16 protein-coding genes and 1 riboswitch are annotated in these 14,942 nt (G+C 62.5%); of the genes, 4 read left to right on the forward strand and 12 right to left on the reverse strand.

Translation table 11 applies throughout. The features are described 5' to 3' along the window. Positions 1 to 101 precede the first annotated feature (101 nt). From PV375_RS07095 to PV375_RS07135, 9 genes are all read right to left on the reverse strand, one after another. The gene (locus PV375_RS07095; protein WP_332106720.1) at positions 102 to 1,775 is read right to left on the reverse strand and encodes a hypothetical protein; all 1,674 of its coding nucleotides are present in this window, start codon (positions 1,773 to 1,775) and stop codon (positions 102 to 104) included. Positions 1,776 to 1,777: 2 nt separating this feature from the next. Beyond that, a complete protein-coding gene (locus PV375_RS07100) occupies positions 1,778 to 2,107 on the reverse strand; it encodes a hypothetical protein (RefSeq protein ID WP_332106721.1) in 330 nt (109 codons plus the stop codon). A gap of 88 nt (positions 2,108 to 2,195) precedes the next feature. Then, positions 2,196 to 3,563 carry a D-arabinono-1,4-lactone oxidase gene (locus PV375_RS07105; RefSeq protein ID WP_332106722.1) on the reverse strand — a complete coding sequence of 456 codons (1,368 nt, stop codon included), beginning with the start codon at positions 3,561 to 3,563 and terminating at the stop codon, positions 2,196 to 2,198. Between the two features lie 104 nt (positions 3,564 to 3,667). Beyond that, entirely contained in the window at positions 3,668 to 3,991 is a 324-nt protein-coding gene (locus PV375_RS07110; protein ID WP_201522116.1) for a chorismate mutase, read from the reverse strand. A 6-nt stretch (positions 3,992 to 3,997) separates the two neighbouring features. After that, positions 3,998 to 4,702: a deoxyribose-phosphate aldolase gene (gene deoC / locus PV375_RS07115; RefSeq protein ID WP_332106723.1), complete on the reverse strand. Its 705-nt coding sequence runs from the start codon at positions 4,700 to 4,702 to the stop codon at positions 3,998 to 4,000. A gap of 4 nt (positions 4,703 to 4,706) precedes the next feature. Then, positions 4,707 to 5,327 (reverse strand): GNAT family N-acetyltransferase, encoded by a 621-nt coding sequence (locus PV375_RS07120; protein ID WP_332106724.1) that lies wholly within the window; start codon positions 5,325 to 5,327, stop codon positions 4,707 to 4,709. Between the two features lie 450 nt (positions 5,328 to 5,777). Continuing rightward, entirely contained in the window at positions 5,778 to 7,064 is a 1,287-nt protein-coding gene (locus tag PV375_RS07125) for an adenylosuccinate synthase (protein WP_201522118.1), read from the reverse strand. A gap of 81 nt (positions 7,065 to 7,145) precedes the next feature. Further along, complete coding sequence (locus PV375_RS07130; protein WP_332106725.1) at positions 7,146 to 7,583, reverse strand: DUF3151 domain-containing protein; 438 nt, start codon at positions 7,581 to 7,583, stop codon at positions 7,146 to 7,148. Between the two features lie 95 nt (positions 7,584 to 7,678). After that, on the reverse strand, positions 7,679 to 8,347 hold the full coding sequence (locus PV375_RS07135; protein ID WP_332106726.1) for a hypothetical protein: 669 nt from the start codon (positions 8,345 to 8,347) through the stop codon (positions 7,679 to 7,681). 432 nt (positions 8,348 to 8,779) lie between these two features. Then, positions 8,780 to 8,907, forward strand: a riboswitch (FMN riboswitch). Positions 8,908 to 9,009: 102 nt separating this feature from the next. On the opposite strand from PV375_RS07135, the gene PV375_RS07140 reads away from it, so the two are divergent. The 3 genes from PV375_RS07140 to PV375_RS07150 are packed head-to-tail and all read left to right on the forward strand — an operon-like array spanning position 9,010 to position 11,477. Continuing rightward, positions 9,010 to 9,819 carry an ABC transporter permease gene (locus PV375_RS07140; RefSeq protein WP_230972719.1) on the forward strand — a complete coding sequence of 270 codons (810 nt, stop codon included), beginning with the start codon at positions 9,010 to 9,012 and terminating at the stop codon, positions 9,817 to 9,819. Beyond that, positions 9,816 to 10,823, forward strand: coding sequence for an ABC transporter substrate-binding protein (locus tag PV375_RS07145; protein WP_332106727.1), 1,008 nt, complete (start codon positions 9,816 to 9,818; stop codon positions 10,821 to 10,823). The genes PV375_RS07140 and PV375_RS07145 overlap by 4 nt, the downstream gene beginning before the upstream one ends. A 9-nt stretch (positions 10,824 to 10,832) precedes the next feature. Beyond that, positions 10,833 to 11,477 carry a TrmH family RNA methyltransferase gene (locus tag PV375_RS07150; RefSeq protein WP_332106728.1) on the forward strand — a complete coding sequence of 215 codons (645 nt, stop codon included), beginning with the start codon at positions 10,833 to 10,835 and terminating at the stop codon, positions 11,475 to 11,477. Here the strand turns inward: PV375_RS07150 and PV375_RS07155 are convergent, their stop codons facing one another. After that, entirely contained in the window at positions 11,478 to 12,005 is a 528-nt protein-coding gene (locus PV375_RS07155; RefSeq protein WP_332106729.1) for a septum formation family protein, read from the reverse strand. 8 nt (positions 12,006 to 12,013) lie between these two features. Then, positions 12,014 to 12,571 (reverse strand): orotate phosphoribosyltransferase, encoded by a 558-nt coding sequence (gene pyrE, locus PV375_RS07160; protein WP_201518038.1) that lies wholly within the window; start codon positions 12,569 to 12,571, stop codon positions 12,014 to 12,016. A gap of 52 nt (positions 12,572 to 12,623) precedes the next feature. On the opposite strand from pyrE, the gene PV375_RS07165 reads away from it, so the two are divergent. Next, a complete protein-coding gene (locus tag PV375_RS07165) occupies positions 12,624 to 13,460 on the forward strand; it encodes an exodeoxyribonuclease III (protein WP_332106730.1) in 837 nt (278 codons plus the stop codon). 19 nt (positions 13,461 to 13,479) lie between these two features. Here PV375_RS07165 and PV375_RS07170 read toward each other — a convergent pair whose 3' ends face one another. Further along, the gene (locus PV375_RS07170; protein ID WP_332106731.1) at positions 13,480 to 14,844 is read right to left on the reverse strand and encodes a serine hydrolase domain-containing protein; all 1,365 of its coding nucleotides are present in this window, start codon (positions 14,842 to 14,844) and stop codon (positions 13,480 to 13,482) included. Positions 14,845 to 14,942 lie beyond the last annotated feature (98 nt).

A 14,942-nucleotide genomic window follows, 5' to 3' on the forward strand; every position in this document is an offset into this window, starting at 1 on the left:
CGGCTTCACCAGAGCCTGGGCTACCGCACGCCGGCTGAAGTAGAAGCCGAATTTTGGGAACACCACCCCGGTCAAGGAATAATGGAAATCAAGGCACAAGCCTAGGAACAAAACTCAGGGCACTTCACTACCTGGTCGACGATGGGTTTGTTCAGGTCGGATCCCTTGCTGGATGTGGTGTGGCTGTTATAGGCATCCACACCCGCATCCACCCAGCCGGGCACCGATAGCGGTGTGTACCAGTGCGGCCCGAAATCCCTACCGGAATCAAACTGCTTTGTCTCGAAAGCGGGGTCTTCATTCGGGCTGTCTTTCATGATGCCCACCGCATTGATCGGTTCACCCTCGTAGTGATAGTGCCGGTACTCGGTGTTCGGGTCGGCCTGCCACCCCTCCGGCATGAAGGATCCCGATAGCGAGGTGACGCTGTCGTAGCGCGCCCCGTGCATTTCAGATCCGGTCACAACACTATTTCCGGCTGAGTGACCAATTCCGTGGTACTTGGCGTCGCGGTTGTTTTCCTGCACATAAAGCGACTCTTGGAAATCGGCGAGCTGGGCACCTTTGTTATTGAGGAATGCTTCGTTCGAGTTGGCGTCGTCGCCCGACCAGCCAATCGCATCGCCCTGGTGGTGGATATAGAGATCTGTCGGGCTGTCACCAGCGTGCCGCGCAATATCACGCGCAGCCCCACCGCTTGAGCCGTCGAAAACACCGTCGTAGTCGCCACCCGTACCGTGCTGGTAGGTAATGACGTGCTCGGTGGGTCCCCGGCCACCGGTGTGCACCCGCTCGACAATATTGCCGTTTTCGGGGTCGTAGATCACAAAGCCGCCATTGTCGATCGCGCGCTGGCGCAGGTTGATCTGCTCGTTGATCCGCTTTCTTTCTTCCTCAAGCGACCGTATTTCACTGCTCGCACCAGATTCAATTGGGAAATAGCGCGCCTGAAGGCTACCCTCCAGTTCTTTCAGCCGCTCATCGATCTCATTGCGACGCGCCAGCATCTCGTCGATCTCTTCACCCATCTTGATGCGCGACGCTTCTTCAAGAATCTCTGGCGGCAATCCCTCCCTATTGAGGAGGCCATGAGGATCCATCGCCATCATGGCACGCTGCTCTTCCCACGACATTGACTGCCACAGCGCCTGTACTTCACCCGGGGTCTTGCCATCAAATACCCCGCCGGTGCCCTCACCGTTGAGCTGCGAAAGCAGGGATGCCACATCCGAAACCTCGCCCGCAGCCACGCTCGTCAATACGCTTTGGAATCGACGGTCGGTCTCATTTGCCCGGTTCCGCACCTCATCAACCAGTCCCTGGCACCGCATTTTGGCGCTGTCTGTCTTCTGGCGCTCCAAATTATAGAGTTGCACCGCAGCCGCGTCCCCTATGCTCAATATCGCTCGCAATTGAGCCTCGCGAGCGGCACTCACCACAACCGTTCCCGGATCGTGAATCTCCAACTCGTTGGCGCTCGCAAACGAATCAACATCCGGCACCGAAGCTTCAATACGCGCCACCTTACCGGCCGCACCCAAGCATCCCTGCATCAGATCGGTCAGCAGTGCCTCGAGCTGATCCGCCTGATGGCGCAGGTTTTGCACCTGCCCGCGCGCAGCCGACGCCGACTCGCCCTCCGATTGCAGCGCCGTTCCCGCATCCGAAAGCCCCTCACTGGCATCGCTCAAAATTTGCTCGCAGCGCGAAACCTCGTCGTAGGCGGCAAAGATCGGGCCAGATTTCCAGCTGCGCAGATCGCTCCAGTTCATCATGGCTACTGCCCGCCTCCCGGATAGGTGTAATCCTTCATTTGGTGCTCAATTTTCAGCGAAGCCTCATTGCCCGCATCAGTCTGCTGCATCGTCGTATCAACGAGCGAAGCCGCCGTAGCATCCGAGTCGATCGCCGACGCCAGGGCGCTCGCAGCGCTCTTAATCTTGGCCGCCGCCGAACCGGCCGCCCCCGCCGAGCCGCTCGATGGCATCCCCGACGACACCTCCCCCGGAAGGCTATTGACGTGCACCGAACCCGAGATCACCCCGGCAACCTCTGCCAATGCATCGGCGAGTCGCTGAAAGTCTCCACTGACCACTTCGAGCGCCACTTCGCTCTCCTCTCACGTGCCGCAAGTGGCCGCGAGGGTAACAGAAAAATCGACCGCGAACGTAAATTCCGAAAAACCGCTGGTCGAGCTAGCTGCCGAGCACCCGCTCAAGATAGTGGTTGTCAAACACCCGGTCGGGATCGAGCCGATCACGCAGCGCCACAAACTCGTTAAAACGCGGATACAGCTCAGCAAACTGCGGCGCCCGCAGCGAATGCAGCTTGCCCCAGTGGGGTCGGCCGTCGAAGTCGCGCAGCACCTCTTCAACCGCACCGAAATATTCAAGATGCGATTCGCGGCGGTAGCGGTGCACCGCGATATACATCGAATCGCGCTGATAGGCCATCGACAGCGGCACATCATCGGCCGCCGCAGTGCGCACCTCGAGGGGGAACGAAATGCGCCAGTCATTGTCGGTGATCAGGCGCTGGATTGCACGCACCGCCTCAACTCCGGCCTCGAACGGCACCGCATATTCCACCTCGTTAAACCGCACCCGCCGAGCCGAAACAAACACCTCATGCGAATCAGCAACGTACTGCCGTTCCCACATCAGGTTGCTCGACACCTGGTTCACGCGCGGCACAATTCCCGGTGCCACCGCGCCCACCGACGAAAGCAGGCCCTGACCCCAGTTCTGCACAATTTCGCCGTCCATAAACCGCGATGCCCTTGAAAGCGGCGGCACACCCTCGGGCTCCTCACCGGCAGCCAATCGACGGAAGGTTTTCACATAGGCACGCTGCGCCGGCGGATACCAAATAAACGTCACATGATCGTTTTCACGCGAGCGCTGCTGGAAGCTCTCCAGCACCTCATCGAGCGGCTCCGCGCCCTCGGTCGCCTCAACGCGAAAAGCCGGGACGCACTGCATCCCCACCTCAACGATCACGCCAAGTGCACCGAGACCGAGCCGCGCGAACTCGAAAATTTCTGGATGCATCCGCTCATCGCAATAAATAATCGAACCGTCAGCCAGCACGATCCGCAGCGATTTCACCATCGCCGAAAGGCCTGTAAACGCCAGACCGCTGCCGTGCGTACCGGTTGAAATTGCGCCCGCAATAGTTTGCGCATCCGAATCGCCTTGGTTCGCGAGCGCCAAACCGTGGGGCGCCAGCAAGCCGGGGATCTCGGACAATCGCGTGCCGCCACGGAACGTAGCCACGCGGCTCTGTTCGTTCACCGAAACCAGGCCGCGATAGTCGTCGAGGTGCATCCGCAGCCCCTCGGTGGCCGCAATGTCATTAAACGAGTGACCGGCACCAACCACCTTCACCGGCAGCTGCGAACCACCGGCACCGATGACCAGCGCCTTCACTGCCGTTTCGCTCGTTGGGCCAGCTGCCAGCTGCGAGCGCTCGCTCACCTCGCCCGACCAGTTACGCCAATTACTCGACCAGCGCTTGGGTGCAGTGCGAGTCGATTTGCCGGTTCGGCGTGACTGCTCGGTCATGACGATTGCAGATCCTTTACTCATTGCGGTTTTGCTCGCGTCGGTTGACAGGTTGAAATCAGCCAACCGCCGGGAGACAGCGGCTATTGGGGATGCGCGCGTGCTTAGCCCTCCTCACCCGCGATCCGCAGGTGGTGCTGAATCACCTCAGCAACGATAAACGCCAAAAACTTCTCGGCAAACTCCGGATCGAGATCCGACTCTTTTGCGAGCTCACGCAGCCGCGCAACCTGTCGGTGCTCACGGTCGGGATCGGATGCGGGCAGCCCGTGCTCGGCCTTTAGCTGACCGACACGCTGCGTGCAGCGAAACCGTTCAGCGAGGATGTGCACGAGTGCCGCATCAAAATTGTCGATCGAACAGCGCAGCTGCCGCAGCTGCTCGAGCGCGGCAGCCTGCGACGGTGCTGATTCGGGAGTTTCGGTCATGAACGGCTACTCCGTCGGCGCTTCGGCCAGAACCGCCTTGCCCGACGACAGCCCGAGGCGGCTGGCACCGGCCTCGATCATCGCCACCGCATCCTCGTAGGTGCGCACACCGCCCGAAGCTTTCACGCCCAGGCGATCGCCCACGGTTTCGCGCATCAGCTTCACGGCCTCGATGCTCGCGCCGCCAGCTTTGTGGAAGCCGGTGGAGGTTTTCACCATGTCGGCGCCGGCACGCTCTGAGGCCTGGCAGGCGCGGACGATCTCATCATCGGTGAGCGCGGCCGATTCGATAATTACCTTCAGCACCACCGGGGCGGGCGCCGCGCGACGTACCGTGGCGATGTCGGCCTCAACCAGATCGTCGCGACCCGCCTTGAGCATGGCGATATCGATCACCATGTCGAGCTCGGTGGCGCCGTCGCTGACGGCACGAACTGCCTCGGCCGCTTTGATGCTCGAGTGGTGTTTACCCGAGGGGAAGCCAATGACGGTCGCGACCTGCGGGCCGTTCGCGGCGATTTCGGTGGCGGTGGCCTCGGTGTCGCCCCAGGCTGCGCCGACGGGGAGCATATTTGGCGAAACGCAGATCGCGTAGGTGCCGAGCTCGGCCGCTTCGGCGTAGAGCGCGGCGACGTCTTCGTTGGTGGCGTCGGTGCTCAACAGGGTGTGGTCGATGTATTTGGCAAGCTCGTCACGAGTGAGTTTCGTCATGGTTCTATCCTCGCACCTTCGGGGTCGCCGCGGCGATTCGCCGCTCGAGTACGTCGCGGATCTGCGGCCATTCCGCAGCCAGGATGCTAAACACGGCGGTGCCATCCCAGCTGCCATCAGCCATTTTCCGGTCACGGCGCAGCACGCCATCCAGTTGCGCGCCGAGCTTGGTGACCGCGGCGCGCGAGCGCTCATTACCCGCCGCCACATGAAAAACAACGCGCTCGAAGCTGCTGCCGAACGCCCATCGAAGTAGCGTGAGTTTTGCATCCGGATTCACTACCGTGCCCCACACTTCGGGGGCATAGGCGGTGTAGCCGATCGCGATTGAACGCGTGTTCGGATTGAATTCATACAGTGAAGTGGTGCCCACGAGCCGGTCGCCGTAGCGCACCAGATAGCTGCGGCCGCCGCGCAGCCACGGGCAATAGGTCGAAAAAAACTCGACGTATCCCTCATCGGATGCGGGCATCGCTGCGGGTCCGCCGCCGTGGCCGCCCGCGAACACCTCGGGTACGCGCAGCAGCGGTGCCACTTCGCGCAGCCCGGCGATCGACATCGGTTCCAGCCGCACGTGGTGGCCCGTCAAGGATGCTGCGGGGCTGGGAAGCTGCACTGCACTCATGGGGGTATCCAACCGCATCCGCCCTGAGAACCGCATCCGCGCTTGCCTGCTGTCTGCCCTGGCGTGCTGCCGCCTGCCCCGGCGGTATCTGCCCTGCCCGTCCCGCCGCCGCGCCGGTACCTGCCCTGCAGATTCTTGTTTCCTGACTGCATCCCTGCTGAGGAGATTTGTTTCCTGACTGCATCCCGCCTGCAGATTTTTGTTTCCTGGATGCAGTTCGCTGCAGATTTTTGTTTCCTGGCTGCAAAACCGGCAGTTCCAGGCTGTTTCAGGCCAAATAGGCTGGTTTTGCAGCCAAATTTCTGAGTTCAGGAAACAAAAATCTGATGCCAGGAAACAAAAATCCGAGTTCAGGAAACAAAAATCTGCAACAGCCCGGCAGGCAGAACAGCCCGGCAGGCAGACGAGGCCGGGCCAGACCGGGCCAGGCAAACCCGGGCCGGGCAGCTGCTAGCCGAGGAGGTTGTGGCGCTCAATGATGTGGTCACGCGCCGGGCCGGTGCCAACAGCCGAGATGCGGGCGCCCGAGAGCTCTTCGATCGCCTCGACATAGGCGCGCGCGTTCGCGGGTAGCTGATCGAAGTGCTGCATCCCCGAAATATCTTCCTGCCAACCCGGGAAGTATTCGTAAATCGGCTTCGCGTGGTGGAAGTCACTCTGCGAAAGCGGCATCTCATCAAAGCGCTGACCGTCAACCTCGTAAGCGACACACACCGGGATGCGCTCAAACTCTGAGAGCACATCGAGCTTGGTCATCACAATGTCGGTAAAACCGTTGATCCGCGACGAGTAGCGCGCAATCACCGAGTCGAACCAGCCCGTGCGGCGCGGCCGCCCGGTGGTGACACCAAACTCACCGCCGGCCTCACGCAGCCGGTCACCATCCGCGTCGTGCAGTTCGGTTGGGAACGGCCCTGAACCAACCCGCGTGATGTAGGCCTTCTGGATGCCCACAATGCGGTCAATCTGGCGCGGCGAGATACCGGCACCGGTCGCCACACCTCCGGCGGTTGCTGAGGATGAGGTGACGTACGGGTAGGTGCCGTGGTCGATGTCGAGCATCGTCGCCTGCCCGGCTTCAAAAACTACGGTCTTGCCCGCTTCGAGGGCGCGGTGCACTTCGAGCGAGGTGTCACCCACCATCGGCCGCAGACGCTCGGCGTACGACAGCAGGTTGTCGGCGATCTCGTCGACGCTGAATGCGCGACGGTTGTAGGTCTTCACCAGCAGTTCGTTTTTTTGCACCAGCGCGCCTTCGATTTTTTGGCGCAGGATGCGCTCGTCGAAGATGTCTTGGATGCGGATTCCGACACGGTTGATTTTGTCGGCGTAGGTTGGGCCGATACCGCGGCCGGTGGTGCCGATGCGGCGCTTGCCGAGGAAGCGTTCGGTTACCTGGTCGAGTGCCCGGTTGTATTCGGGGATAACGTGGGCGTTGCCCGACACCTGCAGCTTCGACACATCGATACCGCGCTCGATGAGGTGGTTGAGTTCTTCAAACAGCACACCGAGATCGACCACGACACCGTTGCCGATCACCGGGGTTACGCCGGGCGACAGGATGCCCGAAGGCAGCAGGTGGAGGGCGTATTTTTCGTCGCCGATAACCACGGTGTGACCGGCGTTATTGCCCCCGTTGAACTTCACCACATAGTCGATACGGCTGCCGAGAAGGTCAGTCGCCTTGCCTTTTCCTTCATCGCCCCACTGGCTTCCGATGATTGCTACGCCGGCCATGGCCATCCTCAATTCGTTTGTGCGCGAGATTTCGGTGTGTGCGCGAGATCGCGTGCTTTGGGCACGGACCAACTTCCTATTCTAGTCGCCGCCGAGCTCGCTAGCGATGGCTGCGCCGGCGTTTGGGTCAGCGTCGCGCAGTAGCGCTCCGAGGCGGTTCACCTCGTCGGTTTCGCCGATGGCGGCGGCTGCCTGCTGCAGCAGCCAGAATGATTTGAGCACACCGCGGTTGGGTTCGTGCGACCACGGCACTGGCCCCTGCCCGCGCCAGCCAGCTTTGCGCAGCGCGTCGAGGCCGCGGTGGTAGCCGACGCGCGCATAGGCGTAGGCCTGGATGGTCTGTTTTTCGCGGCGGGCTTGTTGAGCGAGTTCGGCCCAGGCGAGTGAGGATGCGGGGTGTTTGGCGACGATGGCCTCGAGCGCCGGCAGCGTTGCCGGCAGGTGCGAGAGGTCGTCGAGCACCTCGGGTTCGGCTTCTAATAGCGTCGGGGGGATGCTGAGCAGGTTTTGTGGGTGCATGTTTCTGATGGTAGGTCGTTGTTATTTAAAAGGGATGCTTCGGATGCCAGGTGCGATCGGTACAAGCGGTGCGAACGGTGCGAACAAAAAGCTCGCTACCAGTCGCCGTTAATTTCTGCGAGCGCGTTCGACCAGTCTCGGTGATCGGCCGAGCAGATATAGCTGACGCCCGTGGCGGCGATGTTCATTGCACCGTCAGTTATTCGGATGCGTTCAGTTTCGGTTGCACCGCTGGCCATATCGGCGACGAGGGGTGATGTGGCCGCGTGCATGCGCACGGTGTCTGCGTCGACGTTGTGCGAGTTCAATATTGAGGTTTCACAGGCGTCCATTGCCAGCGCCAGTGCGGTCCACTCCAGTTCATCGCTCCACTGCCCACCCCGACTTTTCATCTCATCAATGAAGGCGTGCTGTTCGGGCGTGACTGCCTTGAGCGGTGTGCCGTCGAGGGGCAGCTGCTGTTCGGCGAAAAAGGCGTCGCGTTCGGCGAACACATCACCGTCAAAGTTTGACGGTGGGTCGTTCGGCTCAAAAGTGTCGGTGGTTTCGGGAGCCTCTTCCTCGCTCGTTGCCGGTGCTGCTTCGGCTTCTTTGCTGGGGCGCGCATCCTGCCCGCCGAATAGCAGCATTGAACCGATAATCGCGCCGGCAACAACGACCACGCCGACGCTTGTGAGCCCGATGATGAGCCCCGTACGTCGCGGTTTTTGCGGCGGCGTTTGGTTCCCCGGCCAGGGAGGGGGTGCGCCGGGGCCAGGATGCATTGTTTGCGGCTGATGATTGAAACCCGGTTGGTATTGCTGGTTCGGCATGCCGTTCGATGCCGATGGCCCGGGATGCGGGGCCTGGCGCGGCTGGTTCGCACCCCCGTGCGGGTTTGGATACTGCGGCTCAGGCCCCGAATGCGGACCTGGGCCACCCGAATGCGAGCCGGGCCCGGGATGCGGGGGCTGCGAGTTCCAGTGCGGCGGAGTTTGCGGTGGCTGATTCATATTCGCTCCATTTACAGCGGGCTGACCCACAGGTATCGAGCGACCGTGGGCCTCAGCCGTTGAGCCGCCCTGCCCTGGCACCGTGAAGGTGTCTTTTGCCGAGCCTAACAGCAGGCTCATCGGCCACGGGGATGACATTGGTACTCGATCGGGCGCATCGTGATCTGGCAACGACCTGCCGTTCAGCGTATGGTGGTTGCAACAAACGTGCTCCGGGGTCGGTGTAATTCCGAACCGGCGGTGAAAGTCCGCGACCCGCTGCCAACCAGGTAGCGGTTGAGCTGGTGAAATTCCAGCACCGACGGTGAAAGTCCGGATGAGAGGCGCACGCGCAATGCTTCGGCATTGCGATTTGAGCTATAGCTTCACCGCTACCAGCGGTGCGGCGGTTGCTGGCAATGCTGCCACTCTCCCCGGACTAACCGAGGAGAATCATGACCGCCCCAACCACAGTCGGCGCCGCACGCATCCGCGGCCGCAGGGCTGGCCGGATGCACTGGCTGGCGCCGATTGTTTTTGCGCTCGTGCTGGTCACAGCATGGGAGCTTGTGGTGCGCGCCGGCGTGGTCGCCGAGGTGTTTTTGCCCGCCCCGTCCACGCTTTTCGGCCGCTTCACACAGGAACTCGCCGGTGGCCCGCTGCTGCAGCACACCGGGGTCACGCTCGTTGAGGCGCTCGTTGGCAGTGTCATCGCCGTGCTCGTGGCGGTTCCGCTCGGTTATCTGGTTGCCCGCGTGCGCTGGGCCGACCTTGCCCTCACCCCGTACATCACCGCCTCGCAGGCAATTCCGGCGGTGGCAATCGCGCCGCTACTGGCGCTGTGGATCGGCTACGGGCTCGCACCCATCGCAATTCTCTGCGCAATCGTGGCGTTTTTCCCGATGCTCATCACCACGGTGCTGGGGGTACGGGCGCTGCCGACCGAGGTGCTCGAAGCCGCCCGCCTCGACGGCGCCAGCCGCTGGCAGTCGCTGCGCTGGGTTGAGGCTCCACTGGCCCTACCGAGTGTGCTCGCCGGCGTGCGCGCCGGTGCCGCGCTCTCGGTCACCGGTGCAGTGGTGGGCGAGTTCACCATGGGCGGCCACGGGCTCGGACTGCTACTGACCCTCTACCGCGACGCTAATGACACCGAGGGGCTGTTCTGTGCCCTCATCATGCTCGTGGTGCTGGCCGTTGGGCTGTTTATTGTGCTTCGCATCCTCGAATCGCTTTCTCGCACCCGCATCAAAAGGAAACCCGCATGACCCGCCTTCACCGTCGCATCCGTAGTTTTTTGGCCGCTGTTGCGACCGCATCCGCCGCACTGGCGCTTTCGGCCTGCGCACCGGCCGCATCCGGCGATCACCTCACTATTGGACTCACCTACACGCCCAATATTCAGTTCGCACCAATCTATGTGGCCGAAGAGCTCGGCTATTTCGATGAGGCCGGCGTGAATGTGAAGCTGCGCCACCACGGCGAGAGTGAGGCGCTTTTTGGTGCGCTCGAGGGCGGCAGCGAGCATCTCGTGTACGCCGCGGGGGATGAAATTTTGCAGGGTGCGGCAGGAGGTGTTCCGGTGACCGCAATTGGCACCCTCTACACCGAATATCCGGCGGTGTTGATTGTGCCGGCCGACTCACCGATTGAATCGGCCGCCGATCTTGCCGGCCACTCAGTTGGTGTGCCGGGCCCCTATGGCGAAACCTGGTTCGCGCTGCAGGCGCTGCTGCGTGACGCCGGCCTCGATAGCGACCAGGCGCAAATTGAGCACATCGGTTACACGCAGCAGGCGGCACTCACCTCGGGCAAGGTGGATGCGGTCATGGGCTTCCAAAACAACGATGCCGTGCAGTTCGAAGCAGCCGGCTTCGAGGTGCGCACCATTGCCGCGGTTGACGCGGATGCCCCGCAGCTGGTTGGCCCCGCCATTGGCGCCTCGCACAGCGTGATCGAGTCGCGCGGCGATGAGGTTACCGCTGCCCTCGCGGCCATTCAGCGCGGTGTGGAATACACCCTCGAGCACCCCGATGAGACCGTCAAAATTGCCGCGAAATACATTCCGACGCTGTCGACCGAGCAGGTGCGAGAGGATGCGCTGGCCACGCTGCTGGCAACGAATGAGCTCATGCAGCCGGTGGCAGGGCAGCCGCTGCTGCACAACGATGTTGAAACCTGGAAGCGGATGTGCGAGTTCATGCCCGCCGCGCAGCTGATTTCGGGTGAGGTTGACTGTGCCGCCGCCTACACCAACGAGCTCCTGCCGTAGTCTGCAGCTATGAACGACTCGACCGAACCCGAGATTGGTGTTGGCCCGTGGCCGGGAGGTGAGGCTGCCTGGCCCGACGATCCGCGCTACGACCGGCAGCTGCTGGCCGAGGGTGATCGCCGCAATGTTGTCGATCGGTTCCGCTACTGGACGAAGGCAGCGATTGTCGAACAGCTCGATCGCGAGCGCCACCCGTTTGAAATTGCGGTGGAGAACTGGCAGCACGATTTCAATATCGGTTCAATTGTTCGTTCGGCCAATGCCTACGGGGCTGAGGCGGTGCACATCGTTGGTAATAAGCGCTGGAATCGGCGCGGCGCGATGGTGACCGACCGCTACCAGCACGTGCATCACCATCCCGAGGTTGATGGTTTTGTGGCCCGGATGCGCGAGCGCGGTCTCGCGATCGTGGCGGTTGACAATGTGCCCGGTTCGGTGCCGCTTGAAGCGACACCGCTGCCGCGCGACTGTGTGCTGGTATTCGGGCAGGAGGGGCCGGGTGTTTCGCCCGAGGTGCTTGCGGCCGCCGATCTGTGTGTTGCCATCACGCAATACGGCTCGACCCGCTCGATCAATGTGGGCGCGGCCGCATCCGCGACCATGTACGCGTGGGTGCTGCAGCATGTGCACGGCTGGCGCCTGCCGCAGCAGTAGCTACTCGTTGAACGCACCCTGCCACGGCGTATCCGCGGTGACAAAGCAGGCGTAGTCGCGCATCCCTTTTTGCCATTGTTTTTTGGTGGGCCACACGGCAACAATTTCCACCTGTGCGAGCCGCTCGTCACTCACTTCGGCGAACGCATCCGCCTGCTGACAGGCGAGCATGGCGTGGGCTGAAAGCGGCTTGTCGCGCGGCCGCTCATATTTGTCTTCGAGTTCGAGTGCTTCGGCAATCGGCACCTGCGCCACCAGTTCGGTGCGATGCAGACCGGCGCAGTCGACCGGCGCAAATTCATCCGGCAGCTCAGTCAGGGGTGCATCCAGGCAGGTGGGTGCGGTCAGATCCGCGAGCGTGGTTGCGGTGGGCGTGGGTGTTGGGGGTGGGATTGATGGTTCGGCTACCGGGATGAACCGGGTCGCCAAAAAGCGCCCGGCCACCACCGCGAGCACAAAAATAATGACACCGATGAGCAGCCAGCGCACTCGCTGCGGTCTGCTGCGTTCGGTCGATGCTGTGGGCATCGTGGATGCTATTCGATCGGCGGCAGGCCGAGGTCGTCGAGTGTGATGGCGGCACGGTAGGGGTAGCCGGCGGCTTCGATGCGCTCAGCCGCACCGGTGGCGCGGTCGACGATAGTGCACACCGCAACCACTTCGGCACCGGCCCGCTCGAGCGCTTCGGCAGCCTTCAGTGGAGAACCGCCCGTGGTGGAGGTGTCTTCGAGCACGATGACGCGCTTACCCGCGACCTCGGCGCCCTCAATCTGGCGGCCGCGGCCGTGGTCTTTAGGTTCTTTACGCACGACGAACGCATCGATGGGTTTGCCGGCAGCAACCGAGCGGTGCAGCACCGCGTTCGCGAGCGGGTCGGCACCCATGGTGAGGCCACCGGCAGCGGCAATTTCACCGAACTCGGCCATCAGTTCGAGCAGCACATCACCGATCAGCGGTGCAGCGCGGTGGTCGAGCGAAAGTTTGCGCAGATCGATGTAGTAGGGAGCTCGTTTGCCGCTGGTGAGAACAAAGTCACCGTGGAAAACGGCCTCCGATTTGATGAGTTCGATGAGGGATGCACGCGCGTCAGTCACCTCGCCAGTGTATGTCGGAACTTCGGCACCGTGTGACAGGTACGGTGGAGCAATGCGCATCGCCACCTGGAATGTGAACTCCATCCGCACCCGTGTCGGCCGGGTTGTCGACTTCATCACGCGAGCCGATATTGATGTGCTCGCGATACAAGAGACCAAGTGCAAACCCGAACAGTTCCCCTACGAACCATTTGAGCGAGCCGGTTACGAGGTTATTGCTCGGGGTTTGAACCAGTGGAATGGCGTGGCGATTGCTTCGCGGCTGCCTATCGACGAAATCACCGAGGGATTTGCAGGCATGCCCGGTTGGGGTAAGCCGGGCGCCGATGGTGAGTTGCCGCGCGAGGGGCGCGCGCTGGCCGCCCAGATCGAGGGGGTGACCATCTGGTCGCTGTATGTGCCCAACGGTCGCGAACTCACCGACCCGCACTACGAGTACAAACTCGAGTGGTTGGCGGCGCTGCGCGAGCATATTCAGCAGTGGCGCGCCGCGCATCCGGGTGCCCCGCTGGCGCTCATGGGCGATTTCAATATCGCCCCGCTCGATATCGATGTGTGGGATATGGCGGCATTCGAGGGCCGCACGCATGTTTCGGCACCCGAGCGCGCCGCGTTCAATGCCTTCCTCGAGGACGGGTTCGTGGATGCGCTGCGCTCGCGCGGTGTTGAGGGCTACACCTACTGGGACTACCAGCAGCTGCGCTTCCCAAAAAACGAGGGGATGCGCATCGATTTCATTCTCGGGACGCCCGAGTTTGACGAGCTGGTCACTGCCGGTGAAATTGTGCGGGATGAGCGCAAGGGCGACGGCCCGAGCGATCACGTTCCGGTGGTGGTTGAGCTCGATGTTGAAACCGAGCTCGATGATGACCGACCGATGATTTTTTAGCCGGGATGCATCCCTGCCGTTAGCAGTCGACCGAGAGCGCCTTATCGGCGAGCTCGTAGACGATGTCGACCCGCGGATCATCCCCGTAGTTCGCGGGCGAACCATTCCAGGCGATCGTGACCTGGCGGGCACCGTCGGGGCTGGTGAGGGTCAGTGCTCGATATCCGAGCCCGGAACCCAGGTGCCCGTAAACCACACCAGCCTCGCCGATCTGCACTTCTTCACCCTCGGTGGCTGCCGGAGTGTTGGCGCCGCCGAGTTGAGCGGCGGCGGCCGTGGGTGTCGATTCGCCCTGCGGCATTGAGGTCGGTTGCGGCGATTGTTCACCGCCGGCATCCGAAATCTCCAGCGGCAGGTAGACGGGAGCTCGATCGGGGCAGCTGTCGGCTCGGCCCTGCAGCCCCAGCCCGTAGCCGTCGCCGCTGAGCTCGGTCATTTCGGCGAGCAGCTCGGGCGGCACCACCGCGCCGCTCATGAGCGCGCGCATGAAGGTGTTGATATCGCTGACGTTTGATTCGACGCCGCCGGCACCCGACCACAGTGACGCATCCTGTCTGGTCACCTCAATGCTGAAGCCCTGCTCGGTGAAATAACCGTTCAGGTGATCGTCACTCAGCTCGGTGCCTTCGGGGATGCGCGTGGAGTTCAGCCCCAGCGGCTCGGTGATGCGGGTGCGCAGCGATTCGGCGAGCGGTTGGTCGTCAAGTTTTTCGACCAGCATCGACAGGGCGATGTAGTTGGCGTTCGAGTAGTAGTACTCGGTTCCGGGGGTTGACCGCCAGCCCTGCTTGGTGGCGAGTTTGAGCAGGTCTTCGGGTTTGTGCGGCGTAGCAAGAATTTCGGGGATGCGCTCGGGGTTTTCTAGCCCGAGCCGCGCGATGTAGTCGTCGAGCCCGGAGGTGTGCTGCAGCAGGTGTCGAATGGTCACCGGTTCGGGGGCGTCTGCGAACAGCTGCGGGAAGTAGTCGTTGAACGGGTCGTCGAGTGAGACTTTACCCTCATCGACCAGCTGCAGCACCATTGCGGCGAGGATCGGTTTGGTGAGGCTGGCCACGCGGAAGGTTTGTTCCGGGCGCGCAGGGAGTTCTGATCGCAGTGATGCCACGCCCGCGCCCGAGCTCCACACCCGGTCGCCCACCCGCACTTCAATCACAGCGCCGGGCACACCAGCGGCGACGATGTCGTCGAGGCCCTGCTGCAGCTCATCGGTGCTGAAATCGGCCGTCGCGGTGGGACGCAGCGGCAGCGCGGTGGGGCCCGGCTGGCTGCCGCCAACGCAACCGACCAACAGGGCCGCGATCAGCATCAGGGTGAACCCCATCAGGGCCAGTCGCGAACGGCGGTTGGGCTGGATGCGGTGCGGATGGATGCGTGGGCTACTCACGTGTGCCAATGGTGCCAGGTTCGGGGGCAGTTGCGCGAGGGGGTTACCGAATAGCGAACACGCACTCGGTAACCCCCTCGTTGGATTTGGGCTAACTG

This window comes from Gulosibacter sp. GYB002 (assembly GCF_036577665.1).
Classification (GTDB): domain Bacteria; phylum Actinomycetota; class Actinomycetes; order Actinomycetales; family Microbacteriaceae; genus Gulosibacter; species Gulosibacter hominis.

Bases quoted from the DNA above. Each gene is read 5' to 3' on its own strand.
- PV375_RS07095 (WP_332106720.1), bottom strand. From the start codon at position 1,775: ATGATGAACTGGAGCGATCTGCGCAGCTGGAAATCTGGCCCGATCTTT.
- PV375_RS07105 (WP_332106722.1), bottom strand. From the start codon at position 3,563: ATGACCGAGCAGTCACGCCGAACCGGCAAATCGACTCGCACTGCACCC.
- PV375_RS07110 (WP_201522116.1), bottom strand. From the start codon at position 3,991: ATGACCGAAACTCCCGAATCAGCACCGTCGCAGGCTGCCGCGCTCGAG.
- deoC (WP_332106723.1), bottom strand. From the start codon at position 4,702: ATGACGAAACTCACTCGTGACGAGCTTGCCAAATACATCGACCACACC.
- PV375_RS07120 (WP_332106724.1), bottom strand. From the start codon at position 5,327: ATGAGTGCAGTGCAGCTTCCCAGCCCCGCAGCATCCTTGACGGGCCAC.
- PV375_RS07125 (WP_201522118.1), bottom strand. From the start codon at position 7,064: ATGGCCGGCGTAGCAATCATCGGAAGCCAGTGGGGCGATGAAGGAAAA.
- PV375_RS07130 (WP_332106725.1), bottom strand. From the start codon at position 7,583: ATGCACCCACAAAACCTGCTCAGCATCCCCCCGACGCTATTAGAAGCC.
- PV375_RS07135 (WP_332106726.1), bottom strand. From the start codon at position 8,347: ATGCATCCTGGCCCCGGCGCACCCCCTCCCTGGCCGGGGAACCAAACG.
- PV375_RS07140 (WP_230972719.1), top strand. From the start codon at position 9,010: ATGACCGCCCCAACCACAGTCGGCGCCGCACGCATCCGCGGCCGCAGG.
- PV375_RS07145 (WP_332106727.1), top strand. From the start codon at position 9,816: ATGACCCGCCTTCACCGTCGCATCCGTAGTTTTTTGGCCGCTGTTGCG.
- PV375_RS07150 (WP_332106728.1), top strand. From the start codon at position 10,833: ATGAACGACTCGACCGAACCCGAGATTGGTGTTGGCCCGTGGCCGGGA.
- PV375_RS07155 (WP_332106729.1), bottom strand. From the start codon at position 12,005: ATGCCCACAGCATCGACCGAACGCAGCAGACCGCAGCGAGTGCGCTGG.
- PV375_RS07165 (WP_332106730.1), top strand. From the start codon at position 12,624: ATGCGCATCGCCACCTGGAATGTGAACTCCATCCGCACCCGTGTCGGC.